At 37.2% G+C, this 21,357-nt stretch carries 17 protein-coding genes; 16 read left to right on the plus strand and 1 reads right to left on the minus strand.

Annotated features, from left to right (window positions below; genetic code table 11):
* Positions 1 to 71: 71 nt before the first annotated feature.
* Positions 72 to 914, plus strand: a complete 843-nt coding sequence (locus CP355_RS06845; protein WP_255405090.1) for a helix-turn-helix domain-containing protein — start codon at positions 72 to 74, stop codon at positions 912 to 914.
* A gap of 718 nt (positions 915 to 1,632) precedes the next feature.
* On the opposite strand, the gene thiD is transcribed toward CP355_RS06845, so the two are convergent.
* Positions 1,633 to 2,448 carry a bifunctional hydroxymethylpyrimidine kinase/phosphomethylpyrimidine kinase gene (thiD, locus tag CP355_RS06860; protein ID WP_057727003.1) on the minus strand — a complete coding sequence of 272 codons (816 nt, stop codon included), beginning with the start codon at positions 2,446 to 2,448 and terminating at the stop codon, positions 1,633 to 1,635.
* Between the two features lie 124 nt (positions 2,449 to 2,572).
* Between thiD and glpK the strand changes: the two genes are divergently transcribed.
* The 15 genes from glpK to CP355_RS06935 all read left to right on the plus strand — a co-directional run.
* Positions 2,573 to 4,072 (plus strand): glycerol kinase GlpK, encoded by a 1,500-nt coding sequence (gene glpK / locus CP355_RS06865; RefSeq protein ID WP_098044194.1) that lies wholly within the window; start codon positions 2,573 to 2,575, stop codon positions 4,070 to 4,072.
* Between the two features lie 55 nt (positions 4,073 to 4,127).
* Complete coding sequence (locus tag CP355_RS06870) at positions 4,128 to 4,901, plus strand: tyrosine-protein phosphatase (RefSeq protein WP_098044195.1); 774 nt, start codon at positions 4,128 to 4,130, stop codon at positions 4,899 to 4,901.
* 7 nt (positions 4,902 to 4,908) lie between these two features.
* The gene (locus CP355_RS06875) at positions 4,909 to 5,859 is read left to right on the plus strand and encodes a LacI family DNA-binding transcriptional regulator (RefSeq protein WP_098044196.1); all 951 of its coding nucleotides are present in this window, start codon (positions 4,909 to 4,911) and stop codon (positions 5,857 to 5,859) included.
* A gap of 133 nt (positions 5,860 to 5,992) precedes the next feature.
* Positions 5,993 to 7,171, plus strand: a complete 1,179-nt coding sequence (locus CP355_RS06880; RefSeq protein ID WP_098044197.1) for an acetate/propionate family kinase — start codon at positions 5,993 to 5,995, stop codon at positions 7,169 to 7,171.
* A gap of 119 nt (positions 7,172 to 7,290) precedes the next feature.
* Positions 7,291 to 8,952 (plus strand): alpha-glucosidase, encoded by a 1,662-nt coding sequence (locus CP355_RS06885; protein WP_098044198.1) that lies wholly within the window; start codon positions 7,291 to 7,293, stop codon positions 8,950 to 8,952.
* A gap of 3 nt (positions 8,953 to 8,955) precedes the next feature.
* A complete protein-coding gene (locus tag CP355_RS06890; protein ID WP_098044199.1) occupies positions 8,956 to 10,677 on the plus strand; it encodes a glycoside hydrolase family 13 protein in 1,722 nt (573 codons plus the stop codon).
* 173 nt (positions 10,678 to 10,850) lie between these two features.
* Positions 10,851 to 13,115: a glycoside hydrolase family 65 protein gene (locus CP355_RS06895; RefSeq protein ID WP_098044200.1), complete on the plus strand. Its 2,265-nt coding sequence runs from the start codon at positions 10,851 to 10,853 to the stop codon at positions 13,113 to 13,115.
* On the plus strand, positions 13,108 to 13,770 hold the full coding sequence (gene pgmB, locus CP355_RS06900) for a beta-phosphoglucomutase (protein ID WP_025006267.1): 663 nt from the start codon (positions 13,108 to 13,110) through the stop codon (positions 13,768 to 13,770). The genes CP355_RS06895 and pgmB overlap by 8 nt, the downstream gene beginning before the upstream one ends.
* Positions 13,771 to 13,792: 22 nt before the next feature.
* Positions 13,793 to 14,899, plus strand: a complete 1,107-nt coding sequence (locus tag CP355_RS06905) for an ABC transporter ATP-binding protein (RefSeq protein WP_098044201.1) — start codon at positions 13,793 to 13,795, stop codon at positions 14,897 to 14,899.
* Between the two features lie 90 nt (positions 14,900 to 14,989).
* Positions 14,990 to 16,216 (plus strand): extracellular solute-binding protein, encoded by a 1,227-nt coding sequence (locus CP355_RS06910; RefSeq protein WP_098044202.1) that lies wholly within the window; start codon positions 14,990 to 14,992, stop codon positions 16,214 to 16,216.
* A 78-nt stretch (positions 16,217 to 16,294) separates the two neighbouring features.
* Positions 16,295 to 17,653 (plus strand): carbohydrate ABC transporter permease, encoded by a 1,359-nt coding sequence (locus CP355_RS06915; RefSeq protein ID WP_098044203.1) that lies wholly within the window; start codon positions 16,295 to 16,297, stop codon positions 17,651 to 17,653.
* 2 nt (positions 17,654 to 17,655) lie between these two features.
* Positions 17,656 to 18,513, plus strand: a complete 858-nt coding sequence (locus tag CP355_RS06920) for a sugar ABC transporter permease (RefSeq protein ID WP_025006263.1) — start codon at positions 17,656 to 17,658, stop codon at positions 18,511 to 18,513.
* Between the two features lie 114 nt (positions 18,514 to 18,627).
* On the plus strand, positions 18,628 to 19,449 hold the full coding sequence (locus tag CP355_RS06925; RefSeq protein WP_098036729.1) for a helix-turn-helix domain-containing protein: 822 nt from the start codon (positions 18,628 to 18,630) through the stop codon (positions 19,447 to 19,449).
* Between the two features lie 266 nt (positions 19,450 to 19,715).
* Positions 19,716 to 20,861: a hypothetical protein gene (locus CP355_RS06930; protein ID WP_025006262.1), complete on the plus strand. Its 1,146-nt coding sequence runs from the start codon at positions 19,716 to 19,718 to the stop codon at positions 20,859 to 20,861.
* The coding region (locus CP355_RS06935; RefSeq protein ID WP_098044204.1) for an ATP-binding cassette domain-containing protein at positions 20,862 to 21,357 on the plus strand (496 nt) is incomplete at its 3' end.

A 21,357-nucleotide genomic window follows, 5' to 3' on the forward strand; every position in this document is an offset into this window, starting at 1 on the left:
GTAGACGTTGGTAAGAGAAATGGAAAGCACGAATAGTCCAAAATGTATGAAAATAAAACATAGTCATACATTTGCTTACATTTTTTATAGCAGAAGCACTACGCAAAGAAAGAATAAAATTAGGACTAACACAGGATCAAATGTGTGCTGGGATCCTTAGTCGTCCTTTTTACGCAAGGATTGAAAGTGGCAAAAATCGCATAAATGCGGAGAGCTTATTTAAAATATTGCTTGAGCATCAAGTTGATCTAGTAGAGTTTTGTGATCTTATTCAAGATGATTATACGTCAGAAGAACGAAAAGTTGAGAAGCAATTTGAATTTAAAATGAATCTAGCAGTTAGTGCAAAAGATACTGAAGCTTTGGATAAGTATTGTCAGCAGATAATGAATTCATCTAATAATGAGGTTTTGAAGTTGCGAGCATTAATTACTTCGGCATATTTTAAGGGTGAAACTGACAAGATTGATGTAGAAATCAGGACGAAGATAAAAGCTGAGTTTGATGGAGGGAATAATTGGCTTGAGCGACCAGACCTACTGCGATTATTGGCTAATACGATGCCGATGTGGCCACAAGACGAATTGGACTTTTTAATTGGGCGCTTGCTTGATTTTGCAAAAAAATCTGAGCTTTCAGAGTTAACGACTGAAAGATATTTAAGATTGCTAGAAAATTATCTGGTGGTTTGTTACGACAGAAAGGTTCATAAGAAAACTACACATTTTGATCATATTGATGACGCGATGGAATATATTATTGATGCTACTGAGTCGTTTCACTTGATGATTTATAGAATTGAAGTGTTTTATATGAAAGCATTATTTTTAGATCAAATGGACAAAGCAAAAGAGATTAAACAAGAGCTTAGGAAAATAGGATATGGAAATATGATTGCCAATTGGCTTGAGTAAGACTTTGTAACAAATATGATACAAAGTCAATCGCAGGAGAACTTACATGATTTAAAATAATAGTTGAAGACTTAGATGGAAGGAAAAACTTAAGTTAATGCAAGTCGACGTTGCTTCCATTGTAACTACAGTAGTAATCCTAATTGCTGTTACAATAATTATTATGAAAAAAGAAAGTAAAATATCTGGAATAGCAATTATTACTGTTGGTGTGGTATTTCTAATAGATTCATGCTTTCTTAGATATAAACCAGTTATGCAACTAGTAGTATTATCGATCTTTTTTATTATGCTTGGTATATTTTGGATCATTAAGAGCTATAAGAAATAAGTAAATCCAAAAATTAATGGAAATCGAATATATGATTTAGAAGAAACAAGGTAAAATAAATTGCGTGAATCATTACTAAGTCCCAAACTTTATCAAGCTCTAAAATACATTTTAGCTGTAACACTGATAATAATCTTAATCTTGCCATTACCAGCAATTAATCAGAAAAAGATCAATTACTGGCTGGTAGGATCATATTGTCTAGTCCTGGGCGACTGGCTAGCTACTTGGATGCAACATCATCATATTCATTGGGTTATTAGCATAATCATGGGATACGTAATAGCGTTCATTATTTGTGTAATACTGTATCTCTACACAGCAATGATTTAATTGAAAACAGACATAAAAACACCGAAGTTCAAAATCTGAGCTTCGGTATTTTTTCTATCTATTTTCTTCCTGTGCAGCCAAGTGATTGATCGGACCCCATTTTGAACCAACATCAATTGGGTGAGAAATTGCAGCGTAAGTAAAGTCCTTACCAATTTTTATAGCATCAATTACAGACTTTCCCTTAGCTAATTCTGCCGCAATAACTGCGGAGAGAGTATCACCTGTGCCATTCACGCGATCAGTCTTAAAGAAAGGCTTGGTAAATTCGTGAAATGCGCCATCTTCAGTCAACAAAATATCAGTTACTTCAGTCTGATTATCTGAGTCATGACGTCCCTTCATCAAGACATTTTTAGCACCCATCTCTTGTAGTTTTTTAGCGCCTGCGTGAATTTCTTTCTTATTATTTAGCTTCAAGCCAGTTAGCTTTTGTTGTTCATAAAAGTTAGGCGTAATTACATCGGCTAGCGGCAATAATCTGTCTAAGAAGGTCTGGTAGGCATCATCGTCAAGTAGGGTGGCACCGTGCTTAGTGATGATGACGGGATCAAGCACGATTTTACCCATGTCGTATTTTTCAAGATTATCGGCAACGCAATCGATAATTTCCTTGTTAGCCAGCATCCCTGTCTTAGTCGCATTAATCTTGAAGTCGTCGTTTAACACATCGAATTGCTTTTGGATAAAATCAAGCGGCATAATTTGTTGGGCAAAAATTCCTTTTGTATTACCAGCTACAGCCGCGGTCATCAGCCCCATGCCATAAACGCCCCGTGCATAGAATGAATGCAAATCTGCTGGCATTCCTGCACTACCATCACTATCGTTACCCGCAATTGTTACCGCAATTTTTTGATTTTTTTCCATTAAAATGCCCTCCTTAAAAAATCCTTATAAAAATTATACCGTATCTATTACATTAACTGCTAGAATCTGCATTAGAAAAACAGTAATATTATAAGAAAGCGCTTTTGCAGAAAAGAGAATAACTATGACAGAAAAATATATTTTAGCAATCGATGAAGGAACCACCTCTACTAGAGCAATTATTTTTGACCATGATGGACGTGAAGTTGCTTCTGCCCAAAAAGAATTTCACCAATATTTCCCAGAGCCTGGCTGGGTTGAGCATGACGCTAATAAAATCTGGATGGCGGTCCAAACGACAATTGCCAATGCTTTTATTAATTCGGGCATTTGGCCTAATCAAATTGCCGCAATTGGCATTACCAACCAACGTGAAACGACCGTTGTTTGGGACAAGGATACAGGTGAGCCAATTTATCATGCAATCGTTTGGCAGTCACGGCAGACAACAGAATTAGCTGAAAAATTAAAAAAAGAAGGCTATAGTGATGAAATTCGTCAAAAAACAGGCTTAATTATTGACCCATACTTCAGTGCAACTAAGATTCGCTGGATTCTTGATCATGTACCTGGCGCGCAAGAAAAAGCTGAACAGGGAAAGTTGCTTTTTGGCACGATTGATAGTTGGCTAGTTTGGAAGTTAACTGATGGTGCTAAACACGTGACTGATTACACTAATGCTTCACGGACCATGCTGTTTAATATTCACACGCTCAAGTGGGATGACGATATTTTGCATTTGCTCAATATTCCTAAGCAAATGTTGCCTGAGGTGCGCTCGAATTCAGAGATTTATGGTGAAACAGCGTCATATATGTTCTTTGGTGGACAAGTGCCAATTGCTGGGATGGCCGGTGACCAACAGGCAGCCTTATTTGGTCAACTAGCTTTGAAACCAGGAATGGTGAAAAACACATATGGCACCGGTGCCTTTATTGTGATGAACACAGGGGACAAGCCAACAGACTCTAACAATAATCTGTTAACGACCATTGGTTATAGCATTAATGGTAAGATTACTTATGCTTTAGAAGGATCAATCTTTGTGGCTGGTAGTGCAATTCAATGGCTACGCGATTCGATGAAGTTGATTAAGCATGCGCCAGACTCTGAACAAGCAGCGCTTGAGTCGACATCAGAGAACGAGGTTTACGTTGTCCCTGCCTTCACTGGGTTAGGCGCACCATATTGGGATGCGGAGACTCGTGGCTCAATCTTCGGTGTTACACGTGGAACAACAGATAAGGATATTATCAAAGCCACGTTGCAATCCCTTGCTTATCAAACTCGTGATGTTGTTGATACGATGCAAAAAGACTCTGGTATTAAGATCCCGAACCTGCGAGTTGATGGCGGCGCAAGTAACAACAACTATTTAATGCAGTTCCAGGCAGATATTTTAAATATCAAGATCGAACGGGCTAAAACACTAGAAACTACTAGTTTGGGCGCCGCATTTTTGGCAGGTCTTGCCGTTGATTATTGGAAAAATACGGATGAGTTAAAGCATATTTTCAAGATTGGGCAAGCCTTTGAGCCTAAGATGCATGAAGCAGAAAGAAATAAACTATATTCAGGCTGGCAGCGTGCAATCAAGGCAACGCAAGTTTTTGCACATGATTAGCGATGTATAATAAAATATAATATATTAATACTTTTGCAAAGAAAGGGTAAGCAAAATGGAGCATGATAGAATACTTGCTTTAGATGGACCGCTTAATTTTAGAGATATCGGCGGTTATAAGAATGATAAAGGTCAACATGTAAAGTGGAATAAAATATATCGTTCTGATTCGCTTAGCTCTTTATCTGATGAAGATGAGCAAAAGCTAGCTGATCGCCGGATTACAGTTGATATCGATTTACGTTCAAAGTATGAGCAAAACGCAGCTCCAGATAGGCAATGGCCTAATGTGCGTTACGTGGATGCGCATATTTATTCTGAAAACCGTAAGGAAAACAAGGGTGACAATAAGCTTTACCGTTTCATTCATCATGTTCCCGATATGGGTGATAACTATTTGGGTGAAATATATCAACAAGTTTTGCTCAATACTCATAGCCAGCATATGTTTGCCAAGATTTTTGCGGAGCTGATTGAGCTTCCAGAAGAAGATGCCTTGGTTTATCACTGTAGTGCAGGGAAAGACAGAACTGGTATGACGTCAGCTCTGATTTTGACTGCTCTTGGCGTAGATGATGATACGATTGCGCAAGACTATTTGTTGACGAATGAACTGTACAATTTTGCATTAGCCAAGCAATACCCTGATGATAATCAGATTGCAAAAATGGTTTCTAAAATGAACCTGACCAAAGGAGAAGGACCAGCTATCCGCGGCATTACCGAAACTATCCGTAAAGGCTGGGGCAGTTTTGATAACTTCTTCAAAAAAGAGCTTGGTTTTAGTCAAAAAGATCTAGATAGATTTAGAAAGATGTACTTAGAATAGGAATAATATGACTACTTTATCAGATGTAGCTAAAGAAGCAAATGTGTCAAAAATGACGGTATCACGGGTAATCAACCACCCTGAACAAGTAACGCCAGAATTGCGTGCCATGGTTGAAAAGGCGATGGAGTCTTTAAACTATCATCCAAATTCTATCGCGCAGGCTTTAGTCAATAATCGTTCTAACGTGGTTAAATTTGTTACTCTGGAAGATATCGATACAACAGAACCTTATTACATGAACCTGCTTTTTGGCTTTGCTCGAGGATTGAATACTAAGCAATACGCCATGCAGTTAGTAACTGATCCCAGCCAAATTGAAAAAGGTCGTGCCGATGGTTATTTGATTACAGGTGCGCGGAATAAAGATTATGATATGTTCGATAAGCTGGATAAGCCATTCGTATTATTTGGTGAAAATCACCGCGGATATGATTTTATTGATACAGATAATCAAACTGCCGAGAAGATGGCAACACAGTATGCATTGGATCGCTTATATAAGCGCATTATTTTTATCGGAATTGATATTAAAGAGCCATTTGAGTATTCGCGTGAAGCTGGTTATATCAATACTTTGCAACAGCACCAATTAATTCCGCAGATTTATCGGGTTTCTAACCACAGTCATGCCGCCCAAGATGTGATTCATGAGCATTTTAAAGGGTTTAAAAAAGATACTTGTTTTGTCTGTGCTAGTGATCGAATTGCGGTAGGCGTTGTCCGGCAGCTGCAAGCTGAGGGCGCTCGGATTCCGGAAGATTTTGGTGTGATTGGCTTTGATGGTGTCTTTTTGGACCAAGTTTCTAATCCTAAGTTAACTACAATTAAGCAGCCTATTTTTAAGATGGGTGAAATGCTAGCAAGTATGTTATTGCAAAAAATTGCTCAATCTGGTTCCCCACAAGGTGAAGTTATGCTTAAGCCAGAATTGATTAGACGAGAGACTACTAGATAATAAAATCGCATTGATTTTCACATCGATGTGATTTTTTAATTTCAAAATTTTTCCATCTCTGCAATGAAAGCGCTATACTTAAAAATAAGAGATAAGTTATAGATACATCGAATAAAACAGAGGTCACGATATTATGAAAAAAGTTTTAGCAATCAATTCTGGTAGTTCTTCTTTTAAATATAAGCTCTTTTCTTTTCCTAGCGAAGAAGTAATTGCAAAAGGCGGAGCAGAACGTGTAGGTATGCCAAATTCGATTTTTAAAATAAAATTGGCTAACAGTAACGAATATATTAAAAATATGTCGATTCCTACGCAAAGGGATGCAGTAAGCTTATTGATTGACTGTTTAAAGAAATATCATGTTGTAGAGAAATTAAGTGAAATTAAAGGAGTAGGGCACCGAATCGTTAACGGTGGAGAAGTATTTCCTAATTCTGTAGTCATTGATAATCATAATTTACACAAACTTGAACGGATTGCTCAATTAGCACCTTTGCATAATGGTCCTGAAACAGAAGGAATTAAAGCTTTTATGAGTATTCTGCCTAACGTTCCACAGGTTGCCGTTTTTGATACGGCATATCACCACACTCTTGATGATGTTCATTATTTATATTCTATTCCGTACAAGTATTATAAGGATTACGCAGTGCGTAAATATGGTGCACATGGCACTTCTGTACGTTATGTTGCCCCTCGTGCCGCTAAGATGATGCATAAAAATATTAACATCGCTCGTTTAATTGTTTGCCATTTAGGATCAGGTTCATCAATCACTGCAGTTAAGAATGGCAAATCATATGATACTTCGATGGGCTTTAGTCCATTAACTGGGGTGACGATGGGGACTCGAAGCGGTGACTTTGATCCATCGGCTTTGCAATACTTGATGCATAAGACTGGTATGGATATTGATCAAGCAATTGATATGTTGAATCAAGAATCAGGGTTGTTAGGTATTTCAGGCGTTTCATCAGATATGCGTGATTTGATTGAAAGTGATGAACCAAGAGCCAAGTTAGCTCGTCGTATTTACATTAATCGGGTAGTTCGCTATGTTGGTGCTTATGCTGCAGAAATGGATGGTGTAGACGGTATTGTCTTTACGGCCGGTATTGGTGAACATGATCCCGGAATTCGTGCAGGCATTATGTCTTCTTTGAAATATTTAGGCTTAAAGGCTGACTTTGAAGCTAACAGAACTGATGGTGAAAAATTTATTTCAAAGCCAGATTCTAAAGTTAAAGCTTTGATTGTACCAACTAATGAGGAAGTAATGATCGCTCGTGAAGTCATTAAACTTACGAGATAATAAATAATAATTAAAAGATAAAGCATATCGCAAGATATGCTTTTTTGATACCGGTAACATCTCTATACATATTGAAAACGGTTTCTTATATCAACTAAACTATGCATGGAGGAAAAATTATGGCACATTGGTATGATCACGCAATTATTTATCAAATTTATCCTAAGTCTTTTCAAGATAGTAATGATGACGGTATTGGCGACCTAAATGGTATTCGGAAGAGAATACCATACTTGCAAAATTTAGGGGTTAATGCCGTTTGGCTTAATCCTATTTTTGTTTCACCACAAGTAGATAATGGCTATGATGTTTCAAACTATTTTGCTATTGATCCACATATGGGAACAATGGAAGACATGGAGAACTTAATTAAAGAACTTCATGAAGCTGGCATTCATCTTATTATGGATTTTGTCTTAAATCACACTTCAGATCAGCATCCATGGTTCCAAGATGCAATTAAGAATCCTGATAGTCTGTATCGTGATTATTACATTTTTGCAGGTCATGATGGCAAGCGCCCTAACAATTGGGGTAGTTTCTTTGGTGGCAGCGTTTGGGAGCCTGATCCAGCAGGAACTGGTCAATCATATTTCCATTTGTTTGATAAGCGTATGCCGGACCTTAATTGGCAAAATCCTGAAGTGCGCCACGCCATGCTTGAAGTAGCTGAATTTTGGCTAAAAAAGGGGATTGATGGTCTGCGGCTTGATGCGTTTATTCATATTGGCAAAGCAGATTTGAGACAAAATTATCCTAATAAAGTTGGTGATGACAAACCGGTTATTGCCGAACCATTTTTTGCCAACTTGCCTCAAGTTCAGGAATGGATGCGGCCGTTTTGTGAAAAGATTAAGCAAGATTATCCAGACGCCTTGCTATTAGGCGAAGCTGCAAGTGCAAGCGTAAATTTGGCCGTTGATTACACTAATAAGCGTAATCATTTGATGGATAGTGTTATAACTTTTCGTTACTTTACTGATGATGAGTCAAAAGTAGATAAGCGCTATCCTGAGCAATATCAACCTAAGGGTATTGATTTTACGGCCTTTAAGCAAAATCAAGTTGTTTGGCAACAGACCTTAGCAGGTGTTTCTCAGCCAACTCTTTACTGGAATAATCATGACATGGCTAGACTGGCTACCAGAGTGGCGAAGACGCCAACCCAAGCTAAAAGTTTGGCTATCTTGATGTATTTGCAGCACGGGATTCCAGTTATCTATTATGGCGAAGAATTAGGCTTAAAGAATTTGCATTTTACTAGTGTTGATCAATTTGAAGATCAGACGGTGGCACCATGGATTAAAAAAGCAGAACAGGCAGGTATCAGTAGAGAAGATGCAATGACGATGGTAAGTGAAACGCATAAGTTGCCAGCTCGCGGTCCAATGCCGTGGAATGACACTAAAAATTATGGTTTTACTGAAGGAACTCCTTGGATTAACGGGATTGTTGAAAAACATGTTTCAGTTGCTAGTGAAGTAAATTCAGATATTAGCATGTTTACTTTTTATAAAAAGATGATCGCCCTTAAAAAAGAAAGCTTATTCCAAGATGGCGACTACTATATGCTTCCAACTGATAAAAATAGTTATATTTACCAGCGTGATTTAAGCGATGAGAGTGCAATCGTGGCAGTTTCATTAAGCAATGAAAAGATTACAGTAGAGATTCCACAAGGATATACGGAAGAAAAATTAAAAGCAGGAGAATATCAATTAACTAACGGGAAATTAACTTTGATGCCTTATGCAGGTGTTGTGTTGAAAAAGGAGAATTAAAACATGCAATTAGCAGCATTAAAACACAGAACTGAAAGTGAAGACAGCTTTGTAATTGATGCGACTCATGTTCGTGTTCGTTTTCATAGCGCAAAGAATGATATTGAAAAAGTTATTGTGCATTATTGCGATAACTATTTACCATTGAACCAAGCTAAAACCATTGAAATGACTAAGATTGGTGAAGGTCAAGTTGAGGATCACTGGGGAGCTACCCTTGAAGCACCATTTCACCGTTTAAAGTATACTTTTGAAGTAATTGGTAGCGATGGCACCAGCGTTGTTGTAGGTGACAGAGCAATCAGCAGCGATGTAGAGACAGCCTTAATGGAAGATGGCTCATATTTTAAGGTTCCATATTGCCATGATATTGATATGGTTAAAACACCGGAATGGGTTAGACATACCGTGTGGTATCAGATTTTCCCAGAACGCTTTGCCAATGGTGATAAATCTAATGATCCTAAAAATGTGAAGCCTTGGAATCCCGAAGATCATCCTGGTCGAGAAGACTTTTATGGTGGTGACTTGCAAGGGGTATTAGACCATTTGGATTATTTGAAAAAACTTGGAGTAAATGGCTTATACTTCTGTCCTGTTTTTAAAGCAAGCTCCAACCATAAATATGACACGATTGATTATTTGCAAATCGATCCAGAATTTGGTGATAAAGACTTGTTTGCCAAAGTAGTTAATGAGGCCCATGCACGTGGCATGAAAGTCATGCTGGATGCGGTATTTAACCACTTAGGTGATCAATCAATGCAGTGGCAAGACGTGGTTAAAAATGGTCCAAGTTCTCGTTTTGCTAACTGGTTCCACATTAATGAGTATCCAGTTGAACCGTACCATGATCCATTGCAAGGTGAAGGAAATCCGCAGTTTGATACTTTCGCATTTGAAAAGCACATGCCTAAATTAAATACTGCTAACCCTGAAGTACAAGATTTCTTGCTTGAGATAGCTACGTACTGGGTGAAGTATTTTGATATTGATGCTTGGCGCTTGGATGTTGCCAACGAGGTAGATCATCATTTCTGGAAGAAGTTCCATAAGGCAGTAACTGATATCAAGCCAGACTTTTACATTGTTGGTGAAGTTTGGCACTCAGCTCGTCCATGGCTTAATGGGGATGAATTTACTGGCGTTATGAATTATCCATATACTTTGCAAATTGAAGATCATTTCTTTAAGCATAAATTGACGGCTGATCAAATGACTAAGCGTTTAACTGATCAACTCATGAAGTATCGTGATTCAACTAATGCAGCGATGATGAATATGCTTGATTCACATGATACTGCCAGAATTTTAACAGTGGCTAATGGCGACCAAGACTTGGCTTTGCAGGCATTAACCTTTGAATTTGTGCAAAAAGGCAGTCCATGTATTTACTACGGTACTGAAATGGGAATGACAGGTGGCAATGATCCAGATTGTCGTAAACCAATGGATTGGTCAAAGGAAGATGGTCCTGTTTGGCAAAGAGTTCATGAATTGATTAAGTTCCGTTTAGATCATGATGAAACCTTCGGTAAAGGGACAATTAAGTTACATGTAACAGAAAATGGCCTGATTGAGGTAGATAGAAACGGAATGGAATCTGTTAAAGCGTACTTTAACACCACGGATCATGATGTAAAAATTGATTGTAAAAATTCATTTAGTCAAGATTATCAAAATGGAGTATTAGCTCCAAAAGGCTTTGTAATCACGGTTGATTAAAAATTACTTTTAATAAGTGTACGAAAAGAGGATAGATTAAGAACTATCTTCTTTTTTTATTAACAAATTCTGATACCGGTAACAATGGTTTTGATATTGTAAACCGCTTTCAATTTAAGGATAATGAAAGCGTAAACAAAAGAGCACTTAATTTTGTGGGAGATATAAAGTATATGAAACGAATTTTTGAAATTGATCCTTGGAAGGTCATTACTCATAATTTCGATCCAGAAAATAAACGATTACAGGAAAGCATGACTGCAATCGGTAATGATTATATGGGTATGAGAGGAAACTTTGAAGAAGGCTATTCTGGTGATAGCTTACAAGGTACATATCTTGCAGGTGTTTGGTTCCCAGATAAGACTCGTGTGGGTTGGTGGAAGAACGGATATCCTAAATATTTCGGTAAAACACCTAACGCACCAAGCTTTATTGGCATTGGCATTACCATTAATGGTGAAAAACTAGACTTAGCCAAAGTCAAATTTGATGACTTTGAATTATCTCTTGATATGCATCAAGGCCTTCTTACAAGAAGTTTTATTTACGAAGGAAAAGATGCCAAAGTTAAATTTGAATTTAAGCGTTTCCTTCATATCGTTCAAAAAGAAGCTGCTCTGATTCAAGTAAAGGCTACAGTGCTTGAAGGTCACGCTAAGATTGATTTTGATTCTACATTAGATGGCACAGTTGTTAATGAAGATAGTAACTATGATGAACGTTTCTGGTTGCCACTAGGTGAAGATGAAAAAGCTAGAACAATTCAAGTCAAGACTAAAGAAAATCCTTATGATGTTCCTCAATTCACTGTTTTGCTTAAGCAAAGCTTGCGTCACAACGGTGAAATTGTTCAAGGCGATGTCTCAACTGAAAGTGCGAAGTTAAGTGAAAAGCTATCAGTTGAATTAGCTGAAAATGAAAGTTATGAACTTGAAAAAGATGTCATTGTAGTAACTAGCCGTGACGTTAAGGATCAAGATCAAGCCGATGTAGCAAATGACTTGATGAAGAAACTTCAATCTAAGTCATTTGACGAAAACTTAGCTGATCATGAAGCTGTATGGAAGAAGCGTTGGGACAAATCAGATGTTGTTATTGCAGGTGATGATGCCGCTCAACAAGGTATTCGCTTTAACATTTGTCAATTGTTTATGACTTACTACGGTGAAGATGAACGCTTAAACGTAGGTCCTAAAGGCTTTACCGGTGAAAAATACGGTGGTGCTACTTACTGGGACACAGAAGCTTACATCGTTCCAATGTACTTATGTGTAACTGATCCAAGCGTTACAAGAGCACTTCTTCAATATCGTCACGATCAATTACCAGGTGCTTACCACAACGCTAAAGAGCAAGGCTTACCAGGTGCATTGTTCCCAATGGTTACATTTAACGGAATTGAATGTCACAACGAATGGGAAATTACTTTTGAAGAAATTCACCGTAACGCAGACATTCCACACGCAATCGCTATGTACACTGATTACACTGGTGATGATAGTTACGTTAAGAACGAAGGTATGGACGTCTTAGTTGGAACTGCTAGATTCTGGGCAGCCAGAGTTCACTGGTCCAAGTGGCGTAACAAGTACGTTATGCACGGTGTAACCGGTCCTAACGAATACGAAAACAACGTTAACAACAACTGGTTCACCAACACCATGGCAAGATGGCTTCTCAAATACACTTTGGAACGTTTGCCACTTGCTACTAAGGAAGCTCAAGAAAGAGTTCGCGTAACTGACGAAGAAAAGGCTAAATGGCAAGACATCGTAGATAACATGTACCTTCCAGAAGATAAGGAACGCGGCATCTTCTTACAACAAGATGATTTCTTAGACAAAGACATTCGTCCAGTTAGTGAAATTGAAGATCAACGTCCAATTAACCAACACTGGTCATGGGACAAGATCTTGAGATCACCATTTATTAAACAAGCCGATGTTTTACAAGGTATCTACTTCTTAAATGATCAATACACCAAGGAAGAAAAGGAAAAGAACTTCGACTTCTATGAACCATTAACAGTTCACGAAAGTTCACTGTCACCATGTATTCACTCAATTTTGGCTGCAGAACTTGGCAAGCAAAAGAAGGCCGTTGAGCTTTATGAAAGAACTGCTCGCTTAGACCTTGATAACTATAACAACGATACGGTTGATGGTTTGCACATCACCTCAATGAGTGGTTCATGGCTTGCAATTGTTCAAGGTTTCGCAGGGATGCGTTATGATCATGATCAATTGAAATTTGATCCATTTGTTCCTGATAAGTGGGATCACTATGGCTTTAAGATTAACTACCGCGGTCGCTTGATTGAAGTTTATGTAGATCATAAGGAAACTAAGATTACTTTACATAAAGGTGAAGACTTAGATGTTGTAGTTAAGGGAAAGAAATTTACTCTTGAAGAAGGTGAAACCCAGAATGCTTAAAGGATTATTGTTTGATTTAGATGGTGTTTTAACCAATTCAGCTAAGTTTCACTTAACAGCTTGGAACAACTTGGCAAAAGAATTAGGCATTACTTTAAACGATGCTCAACTTGATAGCTTACGTGGTATTTCAAGAATGGATTCATTGGAATTGATTCTGAAATATGGTGGTCAAGAAGATAAATATACTGAAGCTGAAAAAGAAAAATTCGCTGCAGAAAAGAATTCCAAGTTCGTTGAGCAAGTTGAAACAATGACACCAAAGGATATCTTGCCAGGAATTCCAGAACTTTTGGCAGATGCTAAAAAGCAAAACCTTAAGATGGTAATTGCTTCAGCTTCTAAGAATGCACCTAAGATTTTGACCAGATTAGGCATTATGGATGAATTCGATGGCATCGTTGATCCTGCCACATTGCATCACGGTAAGCCAGATCCTGAAATTTATGAAAAAGCACAAGAAATTGCAGGGCTTAAGGCTGATGAAGTAATTAGTTTTGAAGATGCTAAAGCTGGTGTGGAATCAATTAAAGCCGCTGGTCAATTTGCAGTTGGTATTGGTGATAAGGAACTTTTAAAAGAAGCTGACTACATCGTACCAACAACTGCAGATTTGAAACTTAGTGAGATTGAAAAAGTTTTTAATGAAAAATAAAAGTTAGAGAGTAGGGAAAACAATGGTTGAGGTTGATTTAAACCATATTTACAAAAAGTATCAAGGTAATGATAGATATTCTGTAAATGACTTTGACTTACATATTAAAGATAAGGAATTCATCGTTTTCGTTGGTCCATCAGGTTGTGGTAAGTCAACTACATTAAGAATGGTCGCAGGACTTGAAGACATCAGTAAAGGTACTTTGGAAATTGATCACAAGGTAATGAATGATGTTGCTCCAAAAGACAGACACATTGCGATGGTTTTCCAGAACTATGCTTTGTATCCACATATGACTATTTACGACAACATGGCTTTTGGACTTAAGCTTCGTCACACGCCTAAGGCTGAAATCGATGAAAAAGTTAAGAAAGCCGCTAAGATGTTGGGTCTTGAAGAATATTTGGATAAAAAACCAGGTGCTTTATCAGGTGGTCAACGTCAGCGTGTAGCCTTAGGACGTGCAATCGTTCGTGCAGCTCCTATTTTCTTAATGGACGAACCATTATCAAACTTGGATGCAAAATTACGTGTAACGATGCGTACCGAAATTGCCAAGCTTCACCAAGAATTGGGTACCACTACTATTTATGTTACTCACGACCAGACTGAAGCTATGACCTTGGCCGACAGAGTTGTTGTTATGTCTGTTGGTCGAGTAGAGCAAATCGGTACCCCACTTGAGGTTTACAACAAGCCAGTTAACATGTTCGTTGCTGGATTCATTGGTTCTCCTCAAATGAACTTCTTCGATGTTCACTATAAGGACGGTCGAATTTCAGATGGTAAAGGTTTGAACATCGGTATTCCTCAAGGTAAAGCTAAGATGCTTAACGAGAAAGGATATAACGATAAAGATCTTGTCTTTGGTATTCGTCCAGAAGACATTCACTCAGAAGAAGCATTTATGGAAACTTGGCCAGATTCAGTAATTGAATCAAACGTTGTTGTTTCAGAACTTCTGGGTGCAACCATTCAACTTCACCAAGAAGTTGATGGAACTGAATTTACTGCAATTGTAAATTCACGTGATTATCACAAGCCTGGTGACAAAGTAAAGATGGGCTTCGATGTTAACAAGGCTCACTTCTTTGATAAAGACAGCACCAAGGCAATCGTTAACTAATTTAATTTATTAAAGCTTACAACCATAAGTAGCAAAGGCTACTGTTGTTAAGAATTATTTATTGTTTTGATTTTTTTAGGAGGAAAAGTTATGAAAATTTGGAAGAAAATGGCTTTAGGTAGTGCCGCTGTTCTTGCAGCAATGTCACTTGCAGCATGTTCAAACGGTTCATCAGATTCATCAAGTAGTAATAACTCTAGCTCAAAGAAAGCTAACTTAACTCTTTGGGTAGATACTGAACAAGTTCCTTACTACAAGCAAATTGCAAAGGACTTTACTAAGAAGAATAAGAACATCAAGGTTCGTGTTGTTCAAAGTCCTAACGGTTCAGCTAACGCTAAGACTGACGTTGGTAAGGACCCATCAAAGGCTGCTGATGTATTTGAAGTTCCTAACGACCAATTAGGTCAAATGGCTGAAGCTGGTTACATTAACCCACTTTCACCTTCAGCAACTAAAGACATTAAGGCAAACTACATTGATGTTGCTTCAAAGGGTGTAACTTGGAAGGGCAAGATTTACGCATTCCCATACGCACAACAAGCTCAAACCATTTACTACAATAAGTCTAAGCTTTCTGCAAACGACGTTAAGGACTGGAAGACTTTAACTTCTAAGGGTGTTGTAGCTACTGACTTTACTAACGCATACGTAATGTGGCCAGTAATGTTCTCAGCAGGTACAAAGCTTTACGGTGACAACGGTGAAGATCTTAAGGGTTCAACATTTAACTCAACTAACGGTGTAAACGCATTGAAGTGGTACGCAGCTCAAAAGAACAACAAGGGCGTAATGCAAACTTCAAACGCTTTGAACCAATTAAAGAAGGGTAACGCACAAGCTATTCTTGATGGTCCATGGAATGCAGCTAACATTAAGAAGATCTTGGGCAAGAACTTCGCAGTTGCTAAGTATCCTAAGATTGACGTTGGTGGTAAGAACGTACAAATGGAAGCATTCCTTGGTATCGAAGGCTTCGCAGTTAACTCACACACCAAGAATGCTAAGGCCGCTTCAGATTTAGCTGCTTACATCACTAACAAGGAAGCTCAATTAATTGCCCACAAGGAAGCTGGTCAAATTCCTGTACTTAAGGCTGCTGTAAACTCAAGCGCTGTTAAGAGTGACCCAGTTGCTGAATCTGTAATTGAAATGGCTAAGCCAGGTAACTCAGTATTGCAACCAATGCTTCCACAAATGGCAACATTCTGGAACGAAGCAGCTCCACTTATCAGTGGTACTTACGACGGCAAGATCAAGCCAGCACAATACAAGGCAAAGCTTGCTAAGTTGCAAAAAGATATTTCTAAGAAATAATTTTAAATAGTATTTCTTAAAGCATAAGCAAAGGTTGGCCGTTAATTCCAACCTTTTTGCCTAAGAAGGGGAGAAGTTATGTTTCTAAAGAAAAAGCATGTAGCTCCTAAAGCAACATATCGCGAAGTATGGTCTAAAGGCGATATTGCTACCAAGTTATCATTCTTCATTATGGGTAGTAACGCCTTGGCAAACAAACAATGGGTAAAAGGTATTTCATTCTTACTTTCAGAAATTATCTTTATTGTTTGGTTTATCCTCAGTGGTATCCCTACTTTAAATTCATTAGCTACATTAGGTACTATTAAAACCAAAAAAGTTGTTTATGATGCCGCACAAGGCGTTTATGTAACCAAGCAACCATCAAACTCAGTTTTGATTTTGTTATTCGGTGTATTGGCCTTGATCTTATGTGTAGCAATCATTTATCTATACATTGTCAACTTACGCTCAACTAGACATAATTATATTTTGAAGCGTGATGGGGACCATATTCCAACTAACGTTGAAGAACTTAAGAGTTTGCTTGATACTCGGTTACACGCAACCTTGATGGTTATTCCATTATTGGGTATCCTATTCTTCACAGTTTTGCCAACAGTCTTCATGATTTCAATGGCATTTACTAACTATGATCGTCAGCACCCAATCGCCTTTTCTTGGACAGGGTTCCAAGCATTCGGTAATGTGTTGAGTGGTGACTTAGCTGGTACTTTCTTCCCAGTATTGGGCTGGACCTTGATTTGGGCCGTAGCTGCAACTGCTACTACTTTCTTCTTTGGTGTTTTGCTTGCAATGTTGATTGAATCCAAAGGCATTAAGTATAAGGCCTTTTGGAGAACAGTCTTTGTAATTATTTGGGCTGTTCCTCAATTCGTTTCACTTTTGATGATGGCTCAGTTCTTAGACTACCAAGGTGCTTTGAACAATATTTTGATGAACTTACACTGGATTAGTTCGCCAATTCACTTCATTGATAACCAAGCTTCTCCATTAGTAGCTAGAATCACCGTTATCCTTGTTAATATGTGGATCGGTATCCCAGTTTCAATGTTGGTTTCAACTGCAATTATTCAAAACTTGCCAGAAGATCAAATTGAAGCTGCCAAGATCGATGGTGCCAACGCTGCACAAATTTTCCGCTCAATCACTTTCCCACAAATTCTATTCGTTATGGCACCTTCACTTATTCAACAATTCATTGGTAACATCAACAACTTCAACGTTATCTTCTTGCTGACGGGTGGTGCACCAATGAACAGTAAGTATAACGGAGCCGGGTCGACTGACTTGCTGGTAACGTGGCTGTATAACTTGACGTTCGGTCAGGAACAGCGTTATAACGCGTCAGCTGTACTAGGTATCTTAATCTTCATTATTAGTGCGGTCGTCTCGCTGATTGCATATCGCCACACTAACGCTTATAAGGAGGGCTAGACATGAAGTCATATTCAAATCAAAGACGGCTCTCATTAATCTTTCGGTATATCCTCTTAGCATTACTTGCTATTATCTGGATTTTACCAATTGTGTGGATCGTCTTAGCAAGTTTTTCATACAATGATACTGGATTCGTTTCGACCTTCTGGCCAGAACAATTCACGTTGCAGAACTATGTTGGTATTTTTACTAATCCGCAATACCCATTCGGTAACTGGATCATTAACACATTAATTGTTTCTCTTCTCTCGATGGTTATTTCGACATTCTTAACTATTTCAGTTGCCTATGTTCTGTCACGACTTCGCTTTAAGTTTAGAAAACCATTTTTGCAAATTGCTTTGGTTTTAGGGATGTTCCCAGGCTTCATGTCTATGATCGCTTTGTACTACATCTTAAAAGGCTTGAACATGTTAAACCTCTTCGGTTTGTTACTTGTTTATGTTGGTGGTGCCGGACTTGGCTTCTACGTTGCTAAAGGTTTCTTTGATACTATTCCTAGATCAATTGACGAAGCTGCTGAAATTGATGGTGCTACTAAGTGGCAAGTGTTCTTACACATTGGTTTGCCACTTTCAAAGCCAATGATCGTTTACACCGCTTTGACTGCATTCATCGCTCCATGGACAGACTTCATTTTCTCAGGTATTATTCTTTCAACTTCAGGAAATGCTAAGACTTATACTGTTGCTTATGGTTTGTACAACATGGTGCACACAGCCAAAGGTAATGCGACTGCATACTTCGCACAATTCGTTGCAGGGTGTGTAATCATCGCTATCCCTATTACTATCTTGTTTGTCTTCATGCAGAAGTTCTACGTTAACGGAATTACTGCTGGTGCAGATAAGGGTTAAGGTAAATTTAAAATTGCTTATGCTAAAAAACGCTTTGCTTTCGGGCAAGGCGTTTTTGTATGGAGAGAAAATTAAAAAGATAGTATAGTTGAAGTTAAATTGGAGGGATGAAAGATGACTATCGGTGAAGCGTTAAAACACCAAAGAATTCGTCTAGGATTGACACAAGATGAAATGATCCAAGGAATTATTCATAAAAGTCATTATTCTAAGATTGAACGAGGAATAGAAGGCATTTCTGCAGAAAGTTTATTTAAAATCTTGTTTGCACACCATATCGATGTAGACAGTTTTTTGGAGCTAATTAAAAACGAGTATATTTCAGAAAATGAGAAAAGAGCTGAAGAACTTGAAAATAAGGTAAGGATAGCTTTTAATACCTCTGATAAAAATGAAATAGAAAATTGTTTGCAAGAAGTGCTTAAATTGCCAGGTAATAAGGTGTTTAAGTATAGAATCATTGTAGCTATAGCAGCTTTTCGAGGACAATTAGATGAATTAAGTGTAGGAATAAAAGAGGATATAATAAAAGAATTTACAAGGCATGATACTTGGTTAGGAGATATTGATGCACTAAGATTATTTGGTAACTGCATGCAAGTCTTCACTGAAAAACAATTAAATAATTGTATAAGTCAAATATTAAAACAATATTCAAATAATAATGCCTCAGAAAGAATGATCGAGAGAATAGCTATTATTTGTAATAATTATCTATATTACTGCTACGATTATGGTTATAGAAATGAAACTAATATTACAAAATGTCTAGATTATTTAGAAAAGTTGGATTGTAGAAGTCACTATATGTTTTATAGAATTGCAGGTTTCTTCTTTAAGTATATGTTTGAAGGAAATAAGATGAAAGCAAAACAAATAAAAGATCAACTTATTATGTGGGGATACGGCAATAGAGTAATATCTTGGAAAATATAGTTTCGTGTGACGAAACTAATGAGTCGAGAGCATAAATATGAATGATAATATAATTGTTCTTAAGGAAAGGGGACATTATCAATGATTTGGGTGTTACCTGTAATTATAAAATAACGTCTGTAGTTTAATTGGAAGGAGATGAAAAATATGACTTTAGAAAAGATTATTGATGAAGCAACTTCAAAGATGAAAGATGCTAAAGTAATGCTTGCTGGTCCAATGCAAACTTGGAATCATGGTGCTTAATGATAGTTAAGGGAGAAAAGATGTATTTAGAAGATTTTATAAATCAAATTTTATCAATTCCTAAATTTGATAAAAAAATAGATTCTGCTTTTCTCGAACGACTTAACATATCTAAAAAATTATTAGAAGGGACTTCGGTAAGAGACAGATCTTCACGGAGTCCTTTCTTTTTAAATGATTTAGGTGTGAGGTTTACAACAAGTCCTAGAGAATTTGTGGAGTGGAATACTAAAAAAATAAATGTAAAAATACCATCATACGATAAACTGGTTTCAGATATGTTACAAGCTGAGATAGGATTATTACCTTATATTATGGATGCCTGTATCTTGTTAACAGGTAATTTTGATGCAGTTTTTGACATAGTATCTAGAAGAAAAAGTGAAATTCTAAAGCATGGAACATATAATGCATTAATATATAGTGGAACTGTATGTGCAAGTAAAGGCTCTAAAGATTCATACTTATATTTTTCTAAGGCAATTCAGAGAGCAGGAGATATTAATCATGTAATTACAGCTTACCATAGATTGATAATAACTAAGCTTAAAAGATTTCATGATTATGAAGGCGCTCAAGAATTACTATATACTTTGATATCTAAAGAAATTCCTAGATCCAAAGATAAAGATCTGTATATGGCATTATTCGATAATATGTTGGGTTTAGCAGTTGTAATGGAGCCAAATAGTTTTTCATTAGTAATGGCTAAAACTCTACTAGTAAATGCAACTGATAGAATTAATAAGTATGTTTCCACTTGTTCTAGTATAAAAGGAAAAAGCCAAGCGGAACGATATAAGGGACAAGTAGCTATTAATTTAGTTCAATTAGAAATTCAAAAACATGATTATAAATTAGCTTACCATATTGCAATTAATAATTTAGAGCATGTAAGAATTTATTCTAAAGGTTACGTTGCTGAAGCATGTAGTATTTTGGCTTATACTCAATATTTATTAAAAAATTATCATGATGCATTGATGACATCTAAAGAAGCTCTTAATGAACATGCAGATATTGGAAACTTCGATGGAGTAAAAGCTTCTAGAGAAATGCTGATTAGTTGCTATATAAAATTAGGCATGAAAGAAGAGGCTAAAGCTGAGGCGCAATTGATTTTAGATAAATCTTTTAAGAAGGAAAATATAGGAAGCAGAAAATAAATGACAAATTATCTCTCTATTCAAAATTTACGAAAAGTATATCATGACAATGGAAAAAAATTTGTAGCGTTAGACGATGTTTCTTTTAATATTAAAAAAGGTGAAATTGCTGCCTTATTGGGCCCCAACGGTGCTGGTAAAACTACTATTGTCTCTATTGTAGGCGGTTATTTATTACCCACATCTGGCTCAGTGATTGTCGGTGGTCAGAATATTATTAAGACCAGGTTACGTGATAATATTGGAGTTTCCTTTGGTGGGGACTTGGGCTTTTACGGTCGAGCTACAGCTAAACAGAATCTCTCATATTTTGCAGATTTGGCTAAAATACCTTATCGTAAGCAAAAAGCGGAAATAGAACGTGTACTTGATTTAGTTAGTTTAAGTAATGACATGAATAAAAAGGTACAATTTTTCTCTAAAGGAATGAAACAAAGAATGCACATTGCACGTGCACTTCTAGGAAATCCTAAATTATTATTATTAGATGAACCTA

Origin of the sequence: Lactobacillus sp. UMNPBX4 (genome assembly GCF_002554115.1) — a bacterium.
Taxonomy (GTDB): Bacteria; Bacillota; Bacilli; order Lactobacillales; family Lactobacillaceae; genus Lactobacillus; species Lactobacillus gallinarum.

Excerpts from the sequence above, each read along its gene's own strand:
- thiD (WP_057727003.1), bottom strand. The coding sequence starts at position 2,448 with ATGGAAAAAAATCAAAAAATTGCGGTAACAATTGCGGGTAACGATAGT.
- glpK (WP_098044194.1), top strand. The coding sequence starts at position 2,573 with ATGACAGAAAAATATATTTTAGCAATCGATGAAGGAACCACCTCTACT.
- CP355_RS06870 (WP_098044195.1), top strand. The coding sequence starts at position 4,128 with ATGGAGCATGATAGAATACTTGCTTTAGATGGACCGCTTAATTTTAGA.
- CP355_RS06875 (WP_098044196.1), top strand. The coding sequence starts at position 4,909 with ATGACTACTTTATCAGATGTAGCTAAAGAAGCAAATGTGTCAAAAATG.
- CP355_RS06880 (WP_098044197.1), top strand. The coding sequence starts at position 5,993 with ATGAAAAAAGTTTTAGCAATCAATTCTGGTAGTTCTTCTTTTAAATAT.
- CP355_RS06885 (WP_098044198.1), top strand. The coding sequence starts at position 7,291 with ATGGCACATTGGTATGATCACGCAATTATTTATCAAATTTATCCTAAG.
- CP355_RS06890 (WP_098044199.1), top strand. The coding sequence starts at position 8,956 with ATGCAATTAGCAGCATTAAAACACAGAACTGAAAGTGAAGACAGCTTT.
- CP355_RS06895 (WP_098044200.1), top strand. The coding sequence starts at position 10,851 with ATGAAACGAATTTTTGAAATTGATCCTTGGAAGGTCATTACTCATAAT.
- pgmB (WP_025006267.1), top strand. The coding sequence starts at position 13,108 with ATGCTTAAAGGATTATTGTTTGATTTAGATGGTGTTTTAACCAATTCA.
- CP355_RS06905 (WP_098044201.1), top strand. The coding sequence starts at position 13,793 with ATGGTTGAGGTTGATTTAAACCATATTTACAAAAAGTATCAAGGTAAT.
- CP355_RS06910 (WP_098044202.1), top strand. The coding sequence starts at position 14,990 with ATGAAAATTTGGAAGAAAATGGCTTTAGGTAGTGCCGCTGTTCTTGCA.
- CP355_RS06915 (WP_098044203.1), top strand. The coding sequence starts at position 16,295 with ATGTTTCTAAAGAAAAAGCATGTAGCTCCTAAAGCAACATATCGCGAA.
- CP355_RS06920 (WP_025006263.1), top strand. The coding sequence starts at position 17,656 with ATGAAGTCATATTCAAATCAAAGACGGCTCTCATTAATCTTTCGGTAT.
- CP355_RS06925 (WP_098036729.1), top strand. The coding sequence starts at position 18,628 with ATGACTATCGGTGAAGCGTTAAAACACCAAAGAATTCGTCTAGGATTG.
- CP355_RS06930 (WP_025006262.1), top strand. The coding sequence starts at position 19,716 with ATGTATTTAGAAGATTTTATAAATCAAATTTTATCAATTCCTAAATTT.